The organism is Acinetobacter sp. RG5, assembly GCF_031844265.1.
Taxonomy (GTDB): domain Bacteria; phylum Pseudomonadota; class Gammaproteobacteria; order Pseudomonadales; family Moraxellaceae; genus Acinetobacter.
This window is the reverse complement of record NZ_JAUZUV010000001.1, coordinates 158,990-178,356: the sequence shown is the minus strand read 5'-3', so window position 1 is coordinate 178,356 and position 19,367 is coordinate 158,990. Positions and strand designations below refer to the sequence as shown.

At 42.0% G+C, this 19,367-nt stretch carries 17 protein-coding genes and 7 tRNA genes; 15 read left to right on the top strand and 9 right to left on the bottom strand.

Annotated features, from left to right (window positions below):
* The first annotated feature begins 54 nt into the window (after window positions 1-54).
* From Q9R21_RS00875 to Q9R21_RS00835, 9 genes are all read left to right on the top strand, one after another.
* Window positions 55-1,566 carry a DUF3336 domain-containing protein gene (locus Q9R21_RS00875; protein WP_005246731.1) on the top strand — a complete coding sequence of 504 codons (1,512 nt, stop codon included), beginning with the start codon at window positions 55-57 and terminating at the stop codon, window positions 1,564-1,566.
* A complete protein-coding gene (locus Q9R21_RS00870) occupies window positions 1,553-2,374 on the top strand; it encodes a protein kinase domain-containing protein (protein WP_311203520.1) in 822 nt (273 codons plus the stop codon). The genes Q9R21_RS00875 and Q9R21_RS00870 overlap by 14 nt, the downstream gene beginning before the upstream one ends.
* A 107-nt stretch (window positions 2,375-2,481) precedes the next feature.
* Window positions 2,482-2,566 (top strand) — tRNA-Leu (locus Q9R21_RS00865).
* A gap of 35 nt (window positions 2,567-2,601) precedes the next feature.
* Window positions 2,602-2,675: transfer RNA gene (locus tag Q9R21_RS00860), tRNA-Trp, on the top strand.
* 39 nt (window positions 2,676-2,714) lie between these two features.
* Window positions 2,715-2,799, top strand: a tRNA-Leu gene (locus Q9R21_RS00855).
* Window positions 2,800-3,166: 367 nt separating this feature from the next.
* Window positions 3,167-3,252, top strand: a tRNA-Leu gene (locus tag Q9R21_RS00850).
* A gap of 380 nt (window positions 3,253-3,632) precedes the next feature.
* Window positions 3,633-3,717, top strand: a tRNA-Leu gene (locus Q9R21_RS00845).
* A 35-nt stretch (window positions 3,718-3,752) separates the two neighbouring features.
* A tRNA-Trp gene (locus tag Q9R21_RS00840) sits at window positions 3,753-3,826 on the top strand.
* Between the two features lie 39 nt (window positions 3,827-3,865).
* Window positions 3,866-3,950: transfer RNA gene (locus Q9R21_RS00835), tRNA-Leu, on the top strand.
* Window positions 3,951-4,102: 152 nt separating this feature from the next.
* Here the strand turns inward: Q9R21_RS00835 and Q9R21_RS00830 are convergent.
* Window positions 4,103-4,306: a hypothetical protein gene (locus Q9R21_RS00830; RefSeq protein WP_004280022.1), complete on the bottom strand. Its 204-nt coding sequence runs from the start codon at window positions 4,304-4,306 to the stop codon at window positions 4,103-4,105.
* 433 nt (window positions 4,307-4,739) lie between these two features.
* Between Q9R21_RS00830 and Q9R21_RS00825 the strand changes: the two genes are divergently transcribed.
* On the top strand, window positions 4,740-5,012 hold the full coding sequence (locus tag Q9R21_RS00825; protein ID WP_213687141.1) for a hypothetical protein: 273 nt from the start codon (window positions 4,740-4,742) through the stop codon (window positions 5,010-5,012).
* Between the two features lie 240 nt (window positions 5,013-5,252).
* Here the strand turns inward: Q9R21_RS00825 and Q9R21_RS00820 are convergent, their stop codons facing one another.
* From Q9R21_RS00820 to Q9R21_RS00810, 3 genes are all read right to left on the bottom strand, one after another.
* Window positions 5,253-5,654 (bottom strand): YkvA family protein, encoded by a 402-nt coding sequence (locus Q9R21_RS00820; protein ID WP_311203519.1) that lies wholly within the window; start codon window positions 5,652-5,654, stop codon window positions 5,253-5,255.
* A gap of 501 nt (window positions 5,655-6,155) precedes the next feature.
* A complete protein-coding gene (gloB, locus tag Q9R21_RS00815; RefSeq protein WP_311203518.1) occupies window positions 6,156-6,890 on the bottom strand; it encodes a hydroxyacylglutathione hydrolase in 735 nt (244 codons plus the stop codon).
* Window positions 6,891-7,007: 117 nt separating this feature from the next.
* Window positions 7,008-7,595 (bottom strand): flavin reductase family protein, encoded by a 588-nt coding sequence (locus Q9R21_RS00810; RefSeq protein WP_311203517.1) that lies wholly within the window; start codon window positions 7,593-7,595, stop codon window positions 7,008-7,010.
* 118 nt (window positions 7,596-7,713) lie between these two features.
* On the opposite strand from Q9R21_RS00810, the gene Q9R21_RS00805 reads away from it, so the two are divergent.
* Complete coding sequence (locus Q9R21_RS00805; protein ID WP_253137738.1) at window positions 7,714-8,535, top strand: PhzF family phenazine biosynthesis protein; 822 nt, start codon at window positions 7,714-7,716, stop codon at window positions 8,533-8,535.
* A 144-nt stretch (window positions 8,536-8,679) separates the two neighbouring features.
* Window positions 8,680-11,451 (top strand): pitrilysin family protein, encoded by a 2,772-nt coding sequence (locus Q9R21_RS00800; RefSeq protein WP_311203516.1) that lies wholly within the window; start codon window positions 8,680-8,682, stop codon window positions 11,449-11,451.
* A gap of 66 nt (window positions 11,452-11,517) precedes the next feature.
* Here Q9R21_RS00800 and Q9R21_RS00795 read toward each other — a convergent pair whose 3' ends face one another.
* The 3 genes from Q9R21_RS00795 to Q9R21_RS00785 all read right to left on the bottom strand — a co-directional run bounded on the left by Q9R21_RS00795 (window position 11,518) and on the right by Q9R21_RS00785 (window position 13,403).
* A complete protein-coding gene (locus Q9R21_RS00795; RefSeq protein WP_159123777.1) occupies window positions 11,518-11,778 on the bottom strand; it encodes a hypothetical protein in 261 nt (86 codons plus the stop codon).
* A gap of 34 nt (window positions 11,779-11,812) precedes the next feature.
* Entirely contained in the window at window positions 11,813-12,883 is a 1,071-nt protein-coding gene (locus Q9R21_RS00790) for an amidohydrolase family protein (RefSeq protein ID WP_311203515.1), read from the bottom strand.
* Window positions 12,884-13,001: 118 nt separating this feature from the next.
* Window positions 13,002-13,403, bottom strand: a complete 402-nt coding sequence (locus Q9R21_RS00785; RefSeq protein WP_004280011.1) for a DUF3144 domain-containing protein — start codon at window positions 13,401-13,403, stop codon at window positions 13,002-13,004.
* Between the two features lie 111 nt (window positions 13,404-13,514).
* Here Q9R21_RS00785 and Q9R21_RS00780 point away from each other — a divergent pair, with 111 nt between their 5' ends.
* Window positions 13,515-14,147, top strand: a complete 633-nt coding sequence (locus Q9R21_RS00780; protein WP_311203667.1) for a hypothetical protein — start codon at window positions 13,515-13,517, stop codon at window positions 14,145-14,147.
* A gap of 22 nt (window positions 14,148-14,169) precedes the next feature.
* On the opposite strand, the gene Q9R21_RS00775 is transcribed toward Q9R21_RS00780, so the two are convergent.
* Both Q9R21_RS00775 and Q9R21_RS00770 read right to left on the bottom strand, forming a co-directional pair.
* Complete coding sequence (locus tag Q9R21_RS00775) at window positions 14,170-15,624, bottom strand: CYTH and CHAD domain-containing protein (protein ID WP_311203514.1); 1,455 nt, start codon at window positions 15,622-15,624, stop codon at window positions 14,170-14,172.
* Between the two features lie 140 nt (window positions 15,625-15,764).
* Window positions 15,765-17,222: a CYTH domain-containing protein gene (locus Q9R21_RS00770; RefSeq protein ID WP_311203513.1), complete on the bottom strand. Its 1,458-nt coding sequence runs from the start codon at window positions 17,220-17,222 to the stop codon at window positions 15,765-15,767.
* Window positions 17,223-17,551: 329 nt separating this feature from the next.
* Here Q9R21_RS00770 and Q9R21_RS00765 point away from each other — a divergent pair, with 329 nt between their 5' ends.
* Both Q9R21_RS00765 and thiE read left to right on the top strand, forming a co-directional pair.
* Window positions 17,552-17,935: a DUF962 domain-containing protein gene (locus tag Q9R21_RS00765; RefSeq protein WP_044109647.1), complete on the top strand. Its 384-nt coding sequence runs from the start codon at window positions 17,552-17,554 to the stop codon at window positions 17,933-17,935.
* A 780-nt stretch (window positions 17,936-18,715) separates the two neighbouring features.
* A complete protein-coding gene (gene thiE / locus Q9R21_RS00760) occupies window positions 18,716-19,336 on the top strand; it encodes a thiamine phosphate synthase (protein WP_311203512.1) in 621 nt (206 codons plus the stop codon).
* Window positions 19,337-19,367: the final 31 nt, after the last annotated feature.

Below are 19,367 nucleotides of genomic sequence, written 5' to 3'. Positions count from 1 at the left end.
ATTTTCTGGCTCTGGGTACGAGGTGTATCAAGAATAAATATAGGGAAAAGGCAGATGCTGTTTAAAGATTTTACTCAGGATATTAATCCACATCAGGCCTATCGTATTAAAAAGCTCAAGCAGCAGCTGCAACAGGCTGAGTCCTATGAGGAATGGAAATATATTGCCCTGAAAATAGATGAAGAATCAGGTGCACAGGAATGGAAATTTGATAACAGTTCACCCTACTTTGATGCAGAAGTGATCGCACATCGTCTGGGTAAATTACGACGCTATCGACAACAAAAGCGCACCCGTGACCTGATGTATATTTTGCGCGAAGGCCTGAGCTACGATATTGCCAACATTGCCCATCCTCTACTGTTTACCGAAGCCTATGTGGGCACTAAAAGAATTATTGAAGATTATGTCGAAGAAGTCAGCCAAGGCTTAGCCTATATTGCTTCAATAGATTGTACCTGTCTCAGTATGGAAGAAAAAATCGAATATTTTCAGCATTGTCAGCGCGCCTATGGCCAGCCAGCCCTGATGTTTTCCGGTGGTTCGACGCTGGGTCTGTTTCATACTGGTGTATGCAAAGCCTTAATGGAGCAGGACTTGTTGCCGAAGGTAATGTCCGGTTCAAGTGCGGGTGCCATCATGACCGCCATGTTAGGTGTATCCAAACCTTCGCAATATATTGATATTTTGAAAGGCCATAATTTCTTTCATGAGGCTTTTCATTTCCGCACCATGAGTGAATTGATGAAAGGTAATGGTGGTCTGGCAGATGTAAAATATCTAAAAAAATTTCTGGTCGAAAATCTGGGTGATCTGACCTTCGAAGAAGCACTCAAAACCTCAGGTCTGCATATCAATATTGCGGTTGCACCTTATGATGCTGGACAGGATGCACGCATTTTAAATGCCTATACTTCTCCGGATTTGCTGGTCTGGAGTGCGGTACTGGCGTCTTGTGCGGTGCCGGTTCTGTTTCCACCGGTTCGTTTGACCAGTAAGCGCTATGATGGTCAATATACGCCTTATATGGGTTCAACCCGCTGGGTGGATGGCAGCGTGCGCAGTGATTTTCCGCAGGAGAAAATGGCACGCCTGTATAATATTAATTATACCATTGCCAGTCAGACCAACCCGCACATCGTGCCATTCATGCAGGATGATATTTCACGTTTCCGTAAAGGTACTTTGAGTTGGCCACAACGAATTGTTCGCCGTCAGGGCGCGGTGATTACCAAAGGAATGATGGATTTTGCCCGAGAGCATGCCGGAAGCTTACCTCCTGTACGCCGTCTGCTGGATCATGGCTATGGTGTGGTGGATCAGCGTTATTATGGTGATGTGAATATTGTCGGTAAATATAGCCTGCGCCACTATAGCTATATGTTGCAAAATCCGCGGCCATATCTGTTTAAAATTTTACAGCGTGAAGGCGAGCGTGCCACATGGCCGAAAATTTCCCTTATTGAGACTCAGGAACGGGTCGGGAAAACTATTCAGCATTGTCTGGAGCTGCTAAATTATCAGCATACACTTAATCCAATACCTGAATACATTGCCACGACTTAATTTAGATCATCTCGATACTTTTGATTTTGAACTGCGAACCAAAGCCCGTAGTCTGGGTTTTGGTCGACGTCTTTATTATGCTGGAGGGCATGCGCTGTGGTTAAAAACCCAGATATCACATAGATCTGATAGCTTACAATCATCTCCACATGCTGAACTAGGCTGGCAATATGAGCTGGATTTTTATCAGGTTTATGCTGGTTCAAGTGAACTGACTTTTTTCCTTCCGCATCAAATTATTCAACAACCTTTCAAGATCAATCATGAAAACTTTGAAAAGGCCTTGATTCTGGTCGATGCGCCGGCGCATTTTCAGATCATGCCGCATCAGCAATCCATCACGCAAATTCGGCAACATTTGCTGCAAACTGTGGAGCCTTTAATCTGCCTGCAAGAATTGGGTTATTTGCATGCCGATTTAAAGCAGGAACATTTTGTAAATAATCAGGGCAGGGTCTGCCTGCTTGATTTTGAGCATGTCCAAATACTCCATCAGAATGACCTGCATGAACTGAATGCGACACCGCGTTATATGGCGCCGGAACTGTTCCAAGGCCAAGCCAAGAGCCTACAAAGTGAAGTTTATGCTTTGGGTGTTATTTTTTATGAGTGGTTGAGTGGTCAGCGTTTACAGGCGACAGATTATCTGGATTGGGCCTTTTTGCATTGTCAGCGTCTGAAAGTTGAGTTACCGCAGCACTTACAGGCTTTTCAAGGCTTATTAGAAGAAATGTTAAGTAAGCAGAAGCAGCATAGATTTGCCGATTTCAAAGCTGTTAAAGATTACTTAATGACTGAAATTGAATGAGAAAAATACAATAAAACTCGGATTGTTTCTTATTTAATCAAACGAGTGTTTTTTTATGATAAACGGCTTGTCAGCTGGAAATGATCTCTATAATATACACAGCCATTGGGGACGTGGCGAAATTGGTAGACGCACTGGATTTAGGTTCCAGCGCCGCGAGGTGTGAGAGTTCGAGTCTCTCCGTCCCCACCAATCAATATTTGAGTAACTGGATATTGGGTGGAAGTAGAGGATTGGTGTAATGGTAGCATGACGGTCTCCAAAACCGTTCGTCAAGGTTCGAATCCTTGATCCTCTGCCAAAGTTTGAAAGAAATCCAACGCTAAGTTGGTACCCTGATGGGGACGTGGCGAAATTGGTAGACGCACTGGATTTAGGTTCCAGCGCCGCGAGGTGTGAGAGTTCGAGTCTCTCCGTCCCCACCATCATATTAAAGCAAGGCAAATGCCTTGCTTTTTTATTGCCTGAAATTTAAGGTCGGTTTTTTAGTACCAGATTTTTGCTGTCATGGTTGATGAACATCAATGCGTTCTGGATTTAAATTCTCCAGCGAATGATCATGCAAGGGCAGAACTTTAGCAAATTTCATGGTATTGCATGCAATCTGCATATTGAATAATTTAAATGTCATATGGATCAGTTCCATTGTATTCATCAATTTTATATGTTGGTCTAAATAGAGCATTATTTGCTCAATAATGAATTAACTGCTTAATTTTTGATATAAAAGTATTTAGCTTTTTGCAGAACTACTTGTGAATCAGGTCTGATCGCTATAATATACACAGCCATGGGGATATGGCGGAATTGGTAGACGCACTGTGTTCAGGTCGCAGCGCCTTCTGGGCGTGAGAGTTCGAGTCTCTCTATCCCCACCATCATATTAAAGCAAGGCGAGTGCCTTGCTTTTTTATTGCCTGAAATTTGGTAAAGCTGTTGTTATTTATGCGGTATTGTATTCTGATTTCAAGCACTGGTTCAGACATTATTTATCAATAATAGTTTCAGTATTCTGAATGCCTATGTTGATCAAGATTAGAAATTCATTTGAGTTTTAATTTAAAATGCTGGAATTGAATCGAAATGATTAAAAATAACGAATGGGCAGTCATATCCTAAAATGAATCAAATTTTCGGCAGAAATTTTATAAAAAATTAAAAAATAGAACTAACTGTTTATTTTATAGCGGAATAGATTGTGATTGCTTGTAAAATCGCTTGTCAATGTCGGTCTATCTCTATAATATACACAGCCATTGGGGACGTGGCGAAATTGGTAGACGCACTGGATTTAGGTTCCAGCGCCGCGAGGTGTGAGAGTTCGAGTCTCTCCGTCCCCACCAATCAATATTTGAGTAACTGGATATTGGGTGGAAGTAGAGGATTGGTGTAATGGTAGCATGACGGTCTCCAAAACCGTTCGTCAAGGTTCGAATCCTTGATCCTCTGCCAAAGTTTGAAAGAAATCCAACGCTAAGTTGGTACCCTGATGGGGACGTGGCGAAATTGGTAGACGCACTGGATTTAGGTTCCAGCGCCGCGAGGTGTGAGAGTTCGAGTCTCTCCGTCCCCACCATCATATTAAAGCAAGGCAAATGCCTTGCTTTTTTATTGCCTCAAATTTACTAAACAAAGAAAAGCCCATCGAAATGGGCTGAATAACTGGAGAATAGCGCTGTTGAATCAGTGGAAAGATTAATTTATTTTTCTTCTCTTAAATAGAAGCAATCAGGCTTTTAAATGATCTTCAAATTCCTCGCCTAACTGTAGTGCCAGAGCATTACCTGCCAGATCACAGGTCACCAGGCCATATTCTTTCTTGAAGCTGAAACTGAAACCACGATCATCCGCCAGGGTGCGTACCGAATATCCCAATTTTTCTAACCATAGTCGAAATGCAATCAAATTTTTCGCTTTAACCACTTTTTTCACGAGATCACTCCTTCATCATTGTTAAATCTTAAATAAGGGTGAAAAATTATCTTTTAAAGGGCAAATGCCTTTATTTAAATTAATTTAAATGAATTTGTGTATATAGTGAACATCGGTTGATTAAGAAAAAATCAATTTAAACGTTAAGTAAATGATTTTTATCATATTGAATAGGTTGTAACTAAATATTAAGTTTTTATAAGCTATAAATTTGGATAATTAATTTTCTAATTCAATAGCTTATTAGTGAAACAGGTTATTTCCTAATTTTATCAATCGTATGAAATAGAAAATTTCAGATCTAGAATGAGAAAATTAAAATCCAATCGACTTATTTATTAAAAGAATACCGGCTGCTGGTTTTCTGATCTTCAGCTCGATTTGCATGCTTTATACTGTCTGAAATGTAATTCTCAAACTGAATACCCGCACCATGACTGAATTAACCATTGAAGACTATGTGAATCAGCAAATTGAATTAATGCAGCAGCAGGGACTTGATCCGGTTGCTGTGATGTTGGGACATGAAGACTGGTTGAGCTTTAGTATTCAGTCGAAAGTGGCCTATACGCCTTTCGGCAGTGCCCGTCGTTATCAGCCTGCTTTAGGTGGCTTGCTACTGGTACGTATTGATGAAATGCAGGCGGTGCGTGTCGTGACTCAAGGTGAACTGGATGCTTATGCACAAAGTAACCAGATTCTTTAACATGGCTTTAGGCGACAGATACGTTGTCAGTTTTAGTAAATAGAATCCAAGAAACTAGTTACTGCTATCCTACATATCATCATTCGGGATCGACATGGCCAATGTCACTTTTAAATTTGTACGACAGAACTAATGTCATGCTCTGAAAGCAGACATTTTATTTCTATTTTGGTTTACAGTTTAATTTTGAATAATGCCCATTATATTAAATGGGTGCAAATGAGAGAGGGTATTTAAATCTCACTTGTCAAAAATAGACAGTATAGACAGTGAATCGTTCATGAAGTACATGGTTAAATATCCCAATACTACAAGCCATATCAGGATAATAATTCCTGCGGCCCAACAGTTTATAGGCCTTTCAACTAAGGTTTCTGCAAGAATTCTACAATCATCTATAATGTTTTGTGGGGTAAGCTTGATAACTAATAAAATACCTAAAGGTACAATAATAATATCGTCTAAATACCCCAGTACGGGAATAAAATCTGGAATTAAATCAATTGGTGAGAAGGCATAGGCAGCAATAATTAAAGCTAAAAGCTTTAAAGAATTGGGCGTTCGCTTGTCTTTTGCAATAAGCCAAACAACCAAGATGTCTTTTTTGATTGATTTAGCCCATTGTTTGATTCTTTGATACATAGCAAATATTAAAAGAACTATAGAGATTTAATCATAAGAGAGTTTTCTTAAAACAATATAGATTTTTATTATCCTATTACGATTTTCTAAAATTAACATAATACACGTTATCCGAAATTCTATTTTTTATTATATATAAATCATATCTTTATAGTTTTTAAAAAGCCCAATTCAAGTGAATTGGGCTTTTTAAATAATTTATTAGGTTCCATGCTGATTATTTAAGCAATGTTCCACGAATTTCTCCAATTTAAATCAATATCATACTGTTATTTATAAGTCATTATTTCATGTGTTGGAACTGAAATTAGTTCCTAAAAAATAGGAGACGTGGTTGATCATAAAAAAGGAAAAATGGCTCAGAAAGACATTTTTTAGATGGAGGATCAACGTGTTCCGACTTGTGCAAAAGTTGTACGTGCCTTTCAATGACATTCTATGCATCGCAAATGACAAATAAATAAAGTCGGCTGAAGCATTATCTTCAGCTTTGAATCCGGTTTAAAACTGATCTTTCAGGGTTCTTAAACGCTGGAATTCTTCCACGCTTTCTGCACGTAGAAAAGGATTGGTTTGCAATTCATCTTCAATACTACTTGGCAGTGTGCACTGGCCTAACATACGCAAACGCTCGATCTGCTCGAAGCGTTCCAGAATTGCCGAATTGTCCGGTTCAACGTGTTTGGCAAACTGTGCATTTGACAGAGTGTATTCATGAGTGCAATACACCTGCGTGCGCGGCGGCAAGGCAGCCAGACGGGACAGAGAATGATACATCTGTTCAAATGTTCCTTCAAAAACCCGGCCACAACCCATGGCAAATAAGGTATCGCCGCAGAACAGCACATCAATTGCATCAATAAAATAAACAATATGGCCGAGTGTATGCCCGGGTACAGCAATTACCTGGATATCTATTCCATGAAAATTAAACTGTTCTTCATGCTTAAGCGGATGGGTGATAAACGGAATTTTGCTTAGTTCTGCCCGTGGGCCATACACAGGCAGATTTTTTCCTTGGATTAACCCCGGCACACCGCCAATATGATCTTTATGCCAGTGAGTCAGCCAGATTTGACTTACAGTTAAACCGTGTTCGGCACAATAGTCTTGTACCAATTCTGCTTCGGTTGGATCAATCACAGCCACCTGATGCGACGCGGTATGTTCAAGCAACCAGATATAATTTTGCAGTGAATTCTGGACATCAATACAGTGAATTTTAAAAGGTATCATAACGCATCAGACCAAATGAGGATTATGGATAAAGTAGCATAATTTCGGATGCTCTGGTGCTGGTTGATATCATCTGATCATCCGCGATTACTTTCATTTATTCCAAATTTGAAAAATTTATAATTCCGGATCATCAATGCTCACCGCATTGCCGATGGTGTAAAAATGCCCGCCGGCTACATGATGAATACTTTTCCACTCTTCAGCCACTTCATGATAATGCCAGTGGCCGTCGCGGAAGACCCGATCATCGGCATAGGCTGCAATCACCTTGCCAATAAACAGGTCATGCATTTGCTGGTTATGCGGCTCGGGAATCAGTTCGCAAAGTATCCAGGCCGCACAGCCTTGTACTACAGGAATATCCGCATCAGGAAAATGAAATAGTTCTACTCCGGATTGTGCCAGTTTGTCCGGCACATCATACAGGCTCTGTGTGCCCAGATGATAGACCATATTCAGCTGTTTCAGTGTCGGAATTTGCAGCGCGAAATAACCTGATTTTTCAATAATATTTCGGGTTTTGGTACTTTTGTCCAGAACCACGGTCACTTTGGCAGGACTGAATTCCAGTGCGCATGCCCAGGCCGCTGCCATGACATCTGTATCCTGCTGGTCTTGAGCAGATACCAGCACAGTAGGTCCATGGGTAATCAGACGATAAGCTTTTTCTAAGGGAACGCTTTGAAGATGGGAGTTTGTCATGCAACACCATTTGCTCTATTTATTTAATAGGCCAGATTAATGAGATCATTAACATATTCAAGTTTATTCTTGCAAAAAAGCTTTTAAACTAGAGATCGGGAATTCAGGAATTCAAAAAATGAAAATGTACCAAGTGGATGCGTTTACTACAGAATTGTTTAAAGGCAATCCAGCCGCCGTAATTGTGCTGGAGGACTGGCTTGAAGATGGTCTGATGCAAAATATCGCCTTGGAAAATAATCTGTCGGAAACGGCTTTTGTTAAAGTTATGGAGAGTGACAATTATGCGATCCGCTGGTTTACGCCAACCAAGGAAGTGGATTTTTGTGGCCATGCGACATTGGCCAGCAGTTTTGTATTATTCAATCAGTTTGGTACAGGGAAAACGATTCATTTTCATGTGAAAGATTTTGGCATCTTTGTGGTCCGGCAGGATGCGGATGGCAAGATCAGAATGAACTTTCCAATCCGTCGTGCAGAGCCTGTTGCTGAATATCCTGAGGCCTTAAGACAGGCCTTAAATAAACCATTTAAACAGGTTTATCTGAACGCGCAGGGCTATATTATTGAATATGAATCGGTACAGGATGTGCTGGATGAAATGCCTGATTTTGAACTGTTGAAACAGTTGAATGGCAAGCGTACAGCCATTACTGCTCAGAATACCTTTCTAGATGTCGTAATCACCACACAAGACATGCAATATGACTGTATTTCACGTTATTTTGCACCGAGTAATGGCATCAATGAAGATCCGGTAACCGGTTCGATTCACACCGGAATCGCGCCGCTCTGGGCCGAGAAGCTTGGTAAAAATGAACTGGTCGCCTATCAGGCATCAGCACGTGGTGGGGTATTGTATTGTGCCTTGCAAGATCAGGAACGAATTGAAATTTCCGGTTATGGAAAATTATATATGCAGGCTGAAATTTATCTATAATTTTTATACTTACATAGATATACATGTCGTCAGGTGAGGCGGCATGTTATTTTGATGATTCGGCTTGGAATAGATTATTCAGAAAAAGAATCATTCTCTAAGATGGGCGCGAATAAAAATTTATATTTATAATTTGGATGAAGAATGTTGCTACGTTATAAAAATTTAAGTCTGGCGATTGTATTGTCTGGCTGTAGTGTACTAAGTTTTGCACAGCCTGTTTTGGTGAAAACGGAACAGAATATTGAAGAATACCGACTGGATAATGGACTGCGCATTATCCTGGCACCGAATGATAAAGAAAATAAGATTTTTATGAATACGGTCTATCTGACCGGTTCCCTAAATGATCCTCAAGGCAAGGGTGGTCTAGCGCATCTGCTGGAACATTTGGCCTTTAAAGGCACTGAAAATGTCAAAGGGGATGAATTCCAGCGTCGACTGGATCAATATACCCTGATGACCAATGCCAGCACTGATTATTACTCGACTAAATATACCAATGTGATCCGTCCTGAAAAAACTGCGCTGAGTGAAGTTATTTTGCTGGAAGCCGAACGCATGGACAAGCTGGTGCTTCAGGAAAAATATGTACCGACTGAAATTGATATTGTAAAACGCGAGCGTGAAATCCGGCTGGACCAGCCATTTTCGGTATTGATCGATCAGGTATTTAAATCGGCCTATGGTAATCAGTATTTAGGCCGTTTGCCGATTGGTGATCTGAATGAACTGCAATCTATCAATATGCAGGAACTAAACCGTTTTTACCGTCACTGGTATGCACCCAATAATGCCTTCATGGTGATTTCGGGTAAGTTTGATAAGGCAGAGGTATTAAAACAGCTGGATACGCATTTCAGTCCGATTCAATCCCGAAATGTACCAGCGCAAGTGAAAGTCCCAGCGCTTAAACCGGAACAGATCAAACAGCGTGAATTTACAGTAAAGAAAGGCAGTGATCTGGCTAGGTTTAATATTTATTTAAACCAATCAGAAGAAAATATTAAAACGGCTTTGGCTGTTTCGCCAACGCTCTATACTTTGCAACCGAGTGGACATCTCTATCAGAGCATGGTGGAAACTGGTAAGTCAACTGCGGTGCAATCCAGTACGTGGCTTGATAAAGACTTTAATCTGGTGTTTATGGGAGCAATCTATGCACCGAATCATCAGCCACAGGATATTGAACAAGGCCTGATTCAAGGCGTAGAACATAGTCAACCATTTACCGAGGCAGAACTGAACCGGGCTAAAAATCTGACCCGAAATCAGGCCGACAATATTAAAAATAGTGCGACTGCTTTGGGTTCACGTTTAAGCGATTATGCAGTGGCGTATTCGGGTGACTGGAACCAGTATTTTAAAGATCTAAACGCGATTCAAAACCTGAATGTGAATCACATCAATCAGGTCTATAAGAATTTTTTAAAACCTGAATACCGTATTTCTGGCAATATTTTACCGACACCGGAAGATCAGAAAAAAGCGCAGGAACTGGCACAAACAGAAGCACCGGCAAAAACTCTGGATCAACAGGCTGAAGCAGAAGAGCCACTGAAAGATGTTAGTGTTTATCAGGCTGAAGTGAAGCAATATGTACAGGAATCCAAGCAATATCTGTATAGCAAGGATCAGCAGATTCAGCGTGGCAAGTTGAAAAATGGCATTAAATATGCACTGTTTCCGACGAATACCCGCGATGACAAGGTTTATGCCACAATTTCACTGGATTTTGGTACCGCTCAAAGACTGATGAATAAAGGCGAGATTCTGGACCTGACCGCTTATTTAATGTTGCGCTCATCGAAAACTCAAAGCTTGCAGCAGATTGCCGATAAAATTATTGAAGTAGGCGGTTCGGCGACTGCTGGTGCATCCGGTAATGGCCTGACCTTGCAGATCAGCGCCAAAAAAGAAAAGTTTGAAGAATTTTTCCAGTATGTGGTTGATGTGCTGAAAACCCCGGCATTTGAGCAAAGCCAGTTTGACTTGATCAAGGGGCAGACTTTATCCAGTCTGGATCGTCCTTATACTGAACCAGATACGGTGTCGAGCTTGACGATGGCGCGAACTCTCGAGATCTATCAGCCTGGCGATCTGCGTTTCCATTTCGAGCCTGAACTGGCCAAAAAACAGTATCAGAAAGCGACTCGCGAACAGGTTGTGGCACTGTATCAGCAGTTTTTAAAAACCCAACATGCGCAAATCGCGGTTACGGGCGAATTTAATCCGAAATCGATGCAAAATGTACTGAAAAACAGTTTTTCAGACTGGAAAGCTGCACAGCCTTATGAGCGTCTAAAATCGGAATATCGGAGCTACCCAGCCCAGAAAATTCATGCTTTGTCCGAGCAGCGTGAATTCGGAAGTTATGAAGCATTCATGAGTATGCCGGTCGGTGCAGATCATGCCGATGCACCTGCATTACAGGTATTTCGTTATATTCTGGGTGATTCACAGTTATCGTCACGACTGGCACAGGAGCTACGCGAGAAAAATGCACTGGTCTATGGTTTTAGTGCAGATGTGCAACTCGATGAATGGGCAGATGTGGGCGCCATGATGATTAGTGCCAATTATACGGCTGGAAAATCCGCACAGGTTTCCCAAGCAGTGCATAAGGTACTCAATGAACTGCTGACACGTGGCGTGACTGAACAGGAAGTCGAAGCGGCAAAAGCCAGTATCTTAAAACAGCGTTTAACTGCACTTGAAGATGATCGTCGTATTCATACTATGCTGATTCCACAGCTGGAAAAAGACCGTAATCTGGTTTACCGGGAAAAACGTGATCAGGCGATTGCTAAACTGAATAAAGCTGATATTGATGCCATGATCAAAAAATACATCAAGCCGGACCAGCTGGTTGAAGTGATGGCTGATCAGTATGGTAAGCAAGTTAAAACATCATAGTGTTGATAAAAAAAATCCCCTCAAATGAGGGGGTTTTTTTATTTACCATATTATTAAAAGCCCAATTTAAGTAACTTTTCTGGTGAACAGGATTCCACCTAAAACACCAGATAATACAGCGCAGGGCAAGCTCCACCAGAAAGTGGCAAAGAGAAAAAGGAAAATACCACCTGATACCAAGATTGATCCTAAAGCGATATCTTTATTAAAGGGTAAGTGGATCATATGTTGGTAATAGTAGGATGCGATTCCACTAAAACAGATCACCAAGCAAGTATATAAAAGCTTTTCTGACAAGGGACTAGCGATCATTTCTTCCCAGAGCATATGTATTTTCCTCCTTTTTTAAGGATCCAGACTCTTATTCTTCTAATTTATAAAACGCTTTAGCATTTTCATAAAAGATCGGCTTTAACGCATTTTCATTGTAGTCCTGTACAATATCGCTAAAGGCATCAATAATGTTGGTGAGTGAGCTGCTGACACTGTCCATTGGAAAGTTGGATGCAAACATCACGCGTTTAGAACCAAAGCAGTCTAAAGCATGCTGGATCAAGGGAGTTGCACGTTCCACTAATTCCTGTTTACTTGCCAGCCGTTTCTGCTGATGAAAATCATGACCTAAAACGGGCATAAACAGACCAGACATTTTGGTCGATACATTCTGACATTCAGACAGTTCTGTCAACTGATCTTTCCAGTCTGCAAATATCTGGGCGCGATCTTGTTCGGTCTTGCCTGTAGCTTTGCCCACCTTGCCAAATAAACCTGCGGGCGTACCCAGATGATCCAGCACAATAGGGGTGTTTGGAAAGTCTTTGGCCAGCGCAGTAACATCCGCAATCTGGGGAGAATATACCCAGGCATCAAAGCTTAAATCTTGCTTGGCCAGTTCCTCAAAGCCTTTCAGAAAATTTTTGTTGCGATAGAGATGCGGTTCATTGGTCCAGGCATGAATCCCTTTATCCGGATGTACCGCAGCCATTTTACGGATGCCGCGAAACTTGGGAGAAGCTTCTCGATGTAGTTGAATCAGTTGCTTGAAGTTCTTCTGTCGTGGGTCCGCCGTGGCGACAATCCCACCTAGCCGGATATTATGCTGATCAAAAGGAAGTCCGGCGATAAAATGGGTTTCATCCACCACGCCTGTACCTTTCTGATCATGCCAGCTGGCTTCGACATGTACAATTTGTTCGATTTCGTAATGCCCAAGATCTTTCTTGTAATTCGCAGGCAGATAAGGGGCGGTCAGATGCTGAGTCAGTCCAATGGTCTCAATTACATCTTTAGGTTTTAGCAGCCGCACCATTTTGTCCAGCAATCTGGGGTGCTTGCCGAACAGCTTGACCGCGAGCGCTGCCGCATGTGGCGTGTTATACGGATCCCATTGGTGGATATGAGGGTCAATGATCGGGAAGGGAAGTTGCTGCATGCTATGCCTTGTTTTCGTTTATTTATTATTCAATTTATATAGTGCTTAAATCACTTTAAAGTCAATATGATAAATGACAGCAAATAAAAAAAGCCCCGCGGGGCTTTTCGTATTTTAATCAATGATCATGCTTGTGATCATGGTTATGCTTGTTGGCATGAAACTCTTCATTGTGACGGAAACGTAAATAGTTTTCGAACTGTTCACAGTATTCATCATAGTTATCTTCCAGCATCATTTGAAATTGCTGCAAGATATAAGACATGACCTGATCTTTGGCATCGCGCATTTCATTCCCATCTTTAAAGTTATTCGCTGCCACCCAGGTATTGAAACGGGCAGTACCAAATAACATCGCCGCACTGACTTGACCGCGCTTATCGCTCGGTTTTTCCTGTGAGCCTTTTTCTACGCGACAAAACTCGTTGGCTTGTTGAATAAATTCATCAGCACGTTCAAAGAATGCCGCATTTAACGCTTCTTCTTCGGTTACATCGGTTGCTTCAATCTTTTGAACCATGAATTTGTTCCTAACACTAAAATCTCAATCGTTAATTATAGGCAAAGCCTTGCAGAAACTAAACCTTTGCCTTAATCTAAAAAATAGCCTAAGCATATAAAAGTGAATGCCATGCAGGATGCGATTGCAGTACAAAGCCTAAAAAGTGATATTGCCTTATTGCGCCAGAATATTTGGCCACCAGCAAATCTAGCCAATGTTGAAGGCTTGCCGATTTATTATGGCAGCCAGTCACAGGTAGATGAATACTATAGCCAGTGGCTCGGGCTGATTGAAAGGGCACAGGATCTGTTTCAGCCTTTTATGGAAGATGAAATCTTGGATGCGATCCATCTGCCGAGTTATTTAAACTTGCCGCTGTTTTATTTTCATGTTGACCGGATTCGCATTAATAAAACCCGCGCCAAGGAATCCAAAACTTTTCGTGGGGTCGCCAGCCTGATCGAAAAATGCGGCCAGTTCGAACCCGAGCAGATTGCAGCCATGCGGCAGTGGCTTGATAGTGACGATACTGCAGCTTTGGTGGCACACCGTGAATTTGTGGATTTACGCACTTATGTGTTTCAGCATGGCCAGAGCGAATATACGCGCACCCGTTTTTATGTGAATGGGATTGTGCTGAGTGTTGAGCCACATTTTGAACTGGTCGATGCACGCGATAAGCCACGCAAGCAACGCAGCGACAGTTATAACGATCCTCTGGCAGACAATAATACCTGGAAAGTATTCGGCAAATATCGCTAGCACAGTTTGACCAAGCCCGGTCTTACCAGAAGGGCTTGGTATTTTCTGCAAACTGCTGTAAACGCTCTGCTGCTTCACTCGACAAACGCTGCTGTTCCGCACTTATCCAGCCCAGCACAAACCAGGCCTTGGCCTGTTGTTTGACATAAGGTCTGAATAATTCGTCTGCTACAAACAGATCGTTATAATGCCCGAGGCTTTCCTGCAAGGGTTTTAAGGCTTTTAGATAGGCTTTAACCTCTTTTTCAGGAAACAGGCTTTGTAAGAATTCTACGTTATAGCGTAGGCGTTTGACCCGTTTGCGTGTCCGATGCCGGGATTCAATATCCAGTTCTTGATAGTTCTCGGCATCCTGACAGATTTGCTGATGCAGCTTGCTCAGGCCTTTACATAAAATCTTATGAGAAGATTTGGCTTTGTTATCCGTTTTTTCTTGGCTAAAGCTGAACAGTTGCAGCATTAGTTCTACGGTAGCAGGACTTCTGAACAGCGCACTGATATCTGGCTGTTTTTGTCGGTGTGGTGGTAATTTCAGTAAGGGGGAACCTGCTTTTTCTAGTTGTGGAATCAGGCTTTCTGCCAAGGCATCACGATCTCGGGTAGAACCCAGTTGCTGAAAAATATCCCGCAGCTGTTCTGGCCATTCTGGCTGTACATGTTCGGTCACGGACTGGAAAATTTTAAAGGCACTGCGCAAACGCCGAATCGCGACACGTGCCTGATGCACATGATCACTATTATAATTCTCGGCAGCAATTGCAGTAGCATTGGGGAAAAGATGAGTCAGGCAATTGGCAACAATCTTTTGCAAAATCGTACTGATCTGATCTTTCTGTTCAAGCACTAAGGGAAGCTGATGCTGAACCGGCAGATTCTCTTCGCCATGTAATAAGGCATAACCGCGTTCCGATTTGCTCCGTGTATCCAGCCACAAAGCATAACACTGAACCCAGGGCTGAATGAAATCAATCAATTCACTCAGCTGGCCGGATTTAAGCTCAAATTCGACTTCATAAATATCGATGGCTTGATCATTGTGTCGAATTTCTCCGACATCAAAGGCAATTTCAATCTGACTGTCCAGATGACTTTCTGTCAGGACATAGCGTACGACATCAGTTTCAAATTGTAAAATGAGTGGTGTCTCTAAATCACCGAGCGCCTGTTTTAGGATTTTTTTCGCCGGTTTATGTTTGCGATATAACTGAAAATCACAATGTTCCGGAGGACTTTTTAATTCATGCTCAAGTTCAAAACGTTCAAATTGTTGTTCAGTCGCTGCTTTCAGGGTTTGAATCCATTGCTGGTCTTCCAGACGTTGCCGCAGGGCAATCTGATGTTGTTGTAATTGTTGCGCTTCAGTATCAAAGTAGCGTGCACACAGACGATGCCGAGTCGGCTGAAGTTTCTGAATGTCCTGTTCAAATTGTACACGAGACTGTGGCGGAATCTGGAATTTGAGTTCTATTTCTGCCATCGGGTCATTCCTCCGCGATGTGGGTTTTATAGATTAATATAGCCCAAAGATCGGCAGGGGTGTGATGTGCTTCTGCAACAAAAAAGCACGCCAGAGAAGGCGTGCTTTGAGTTTTTCTTGTGATATTTATTTCAATATGTTTATTTCAGGAATTTACGACTGACCAAGAACTGTTCGGTCGCTTCAAGCAGTTTCTGCGCATAGACTTCCTGCTTGGCGGTCAGCCAGCCCAGCACAAACCAGTCACTTGCTTCCAGCTCGGTCTGCTGAATATAAACTGCAGAAGAGGCCAAAGTTTGATATTCACTGGCTGCCAGTTGAGCATCGTTCAGCGCTTTGCTGTATTTCTGCAAATTTTTGACATCATAGATCGTGGTTAAAATCGGAAAGCTGAATTTGAGCTCCTGAATCCGGCCCGACAATTGATCCAGACTTTCAAAATCAGTGATATCGGTCTGGTTCATTTGTTCCTGCAAAGCTTTATATTGCTGTTGCAAGGCAGTTTGAGCAGCAGTTTTCAAGTCCAGCGAGGCATGCTCATTTTCATTTAAACTGAACATCAGTAATTCCAGATAATGATGCACATTCTGGGTAGATTTGACCAGATTACCGAGTTTCTCCTGCGCATACAGAATATCTTTGCTCAGGTTTTCTGCCGTGGTGGGATTTTGCAGGAAGCCGGCCAAGCTGTTTTGCATATGCTGTAAATGTTGCAAATGTTCAAATTGCTGCTTAAAGGCCGCCAGTTGATGTGCCCATTTGTCCGAAAGCTGTGGATGCCAGTCTTTGAAGAGCAGCAAGGTCAGATATAAGTGATCCAGTGCCAGTCGTGCCTGATCAATATGTTCCTGCTCTGCAACCTGAGCTGCAATCGCCGCGATATTCGGCAATAAATGCTGCATCTGCTGTGCAATCAGACTGTACATGGTTTTACTGGCGCTGTCTTTTTTGCTGATCTGAAATTCTTTGCTAAGGGTCGCAGGACTGACGCGCTGTGAAGTGGCCAATAGATTGCCTATTTCAGCCTTGCTGCGTACATCGAGCCAGAGCTGGTATTTCTTGACCCATTCAAAACTAAACGCCAGTAGATGTTGAATTGAACCATTTTTTAGTTCGAACTCGACTTCATGTACTTCTTGCTCGGCCTCCTGTGTGCGGATCTGTCCAATATCCAGGCTGACTTCGATCTGGGTATCTTCATAGTCAATCACCCTTAACGTACGGGAAATATCGGTTTCAAACTGGAGTTGGAGCTGGTCGAACTGATTGCCGAGCGCATTGCTGAGAATTGCCCCGGCTTCTGGAAATTCCTTATAAATATCTAAATCCAGTTCAGGAGATGCGGTTAATTCCCCTAGATCATGATTATGTTCAAAGCGTTCGATATGACTTTTTCCGGCCGCTTTTAGGGTTTGAACCCAACGTGTACCTTCCAGACGCTGACGCAGTGCTACCCCATGCCGGGCCAGTTGACGGTCGACCGTATCATAATATTTGGCTTGAAGCTGGATCTGTTGAGACTTTTTCGGATCAAGTGCCTTGAGCAGCGCAGTGCGTCTTGCCGCAGGAATCTGGAACTTGAGTTCAACTTCAACCATGATGATCATCCTATCTGTTCAGTGCAATTAAGTACTGAATCTTCACTTGAATAAGGTTTTAAAATGAGGCGGACAGCAGCCGCAATTATATTTTTAGATTTGTGCGCAGCAGATTGTAACCAAAATCAAAATGCATGTAAGACTTGACTGAGCATAAAAAGCTTAAACAGAAGTTTGAAACTTAGATTTCATCGGTTCATTTTAGGCTAAAACGATCGGATTCAGGCCTTCACGGGGATGTGCAAGATGCATTGAAGCGCGCATCAAAAGGCTGTTATTTGGCTAAAATATACGCTAAGGTAAAACAAAAAACGTCAGGATGATGATAGATGAATGTACAAGTACAACCAGAAAGTAAGAATGAGGTGATGGTTCAGCCCCAGATGCCGATTAAGAACTATCATGAATTTTATCGCTTCTATTTGACTGAGCATCGGCATATTATTAGCCGCCGTCTGCACGTGGCCGGCAGTAGCATCGGTTTATACTGTTTTGCCAAAGCCATTCGTCAAGGCAAGCCGCGATATTTTGCATATGGTTTACTCTCGGGCTATGCCTGTGCCTGGGTCGGTCATTTTATCTTTGAGCGCAATAAACCAGCCAGCTTCAAACAGCCTGTATATAGCTTTATCTCGGACTGGCGCATGTTTGCCGATGTCCTGCGTGGTAATATCAGTCTGATCGACCTTAAATACGATAAAATTTCCCGTTAAGCCAGAATGACTTTTATCGGAATGTGCCCACTTAAAGCATGAAATTTCGATAAAAGCCTTGCAAGTCTAGAATTATTATTCTAATAATTATGGTATTGCAGATTAGGTTTTTTGATCAACCATTATATTTTAATTAATACATCAGTTTTCCAAGCCTGGAGCGACCTTCTCCGGGCTTTTTTTATGCCTGTTTGCTACCAATAAATGTTCAAGATTTTGCTCATGCTATTGTGTAAATATTCATAGAAGAATTCATGTGGATTTGTGCTGAAAGTAAAAGATCCTTTCTGGCTTTGAAACGTTTTCCCACAAACGAATGACTCAAAACCAGAAAGGATCGGGTATTACAAACACAGGTATTTATTTTTCTGTTTATTTTCTGTGTCTAAGGCTATTTAAGACGCTTCGCGCCGATTGGGCTATCCCTGAAAATGGGTATTTTTAATATTAATTAATTTGAGTACGCTTGAGCCAGGCGAAAAAAAGACAAAAAAATCGCTCTTAGAATTTTGCAACTTCTCCACCAAGTTATCTGCAAAATCCTAAAAGCGTTTGTCGGAGGGCGTAAGCATTAACACGTTATAATTATTGTTATAAGGCCATTAAAACGCAGATTTGAAAGTCCGTATATCCCTGAAAATGGTGATATTTGAGATTTAATTGACAAATTGCGCTAAAAAACTGCAAATCTGTTGCTGCCCAGTCTTAGAAACAGCAAGATGGCGGCAATTAAACCGAGTTATGCCTATAATAGAGCCATCCTAGCAAGTGGCGAGCAAGATGCGCGGTTTATATTTAATTACCAATGATGATCCATTAGAGCTTTTATTGGCGAAGTTGGAAGGTGCAATGGCCAATGGTGGTGTTGCGGTCTTGCAATATCGCCGTAAAAAAGTGGCGAAAGAAGATCAAATTTACGAAATCGAGTACATGAAAGCCATGTGTGCTGAATATGGCGTACCTTTCGTGATTAACGATGATCTGGAAATGGCGGTTAAATACGGCGTGGGTGTGCATTTAGGCCAGGATGATGGTTCGATTGTCGACGCTGTTGCGCGTTTGCCTAAAGGCGTGTTGATTGGCCGTAGCTGTAATAACTCACTTGAGCTGGCTAAACAGGCCATTGCCGATGGTGCGAATTATGTGGCATTTGGAGCAATTTATGCGACTGATAGTAAACCTGAAGCGGGTAATATTGGTCTTGAAACCTTAAAACTGGCCAAAGAAAAATTGAACGTGCCTCTCTGTGCCATTGGTGGTTTAACGGTTGAAAATTCAAAGGATGTCATTGAGTCAGGTGCGGATTATTGCGCGGTGATTAGTGATATATTGGGACTTCCTATGAATGCCATTCCTGAACGTTTAGATGAATGGTCTGCGCTTTTTCAAGCTATAGCATAAAATTTTTTGATTGATTTAATTTTGAGTCGAG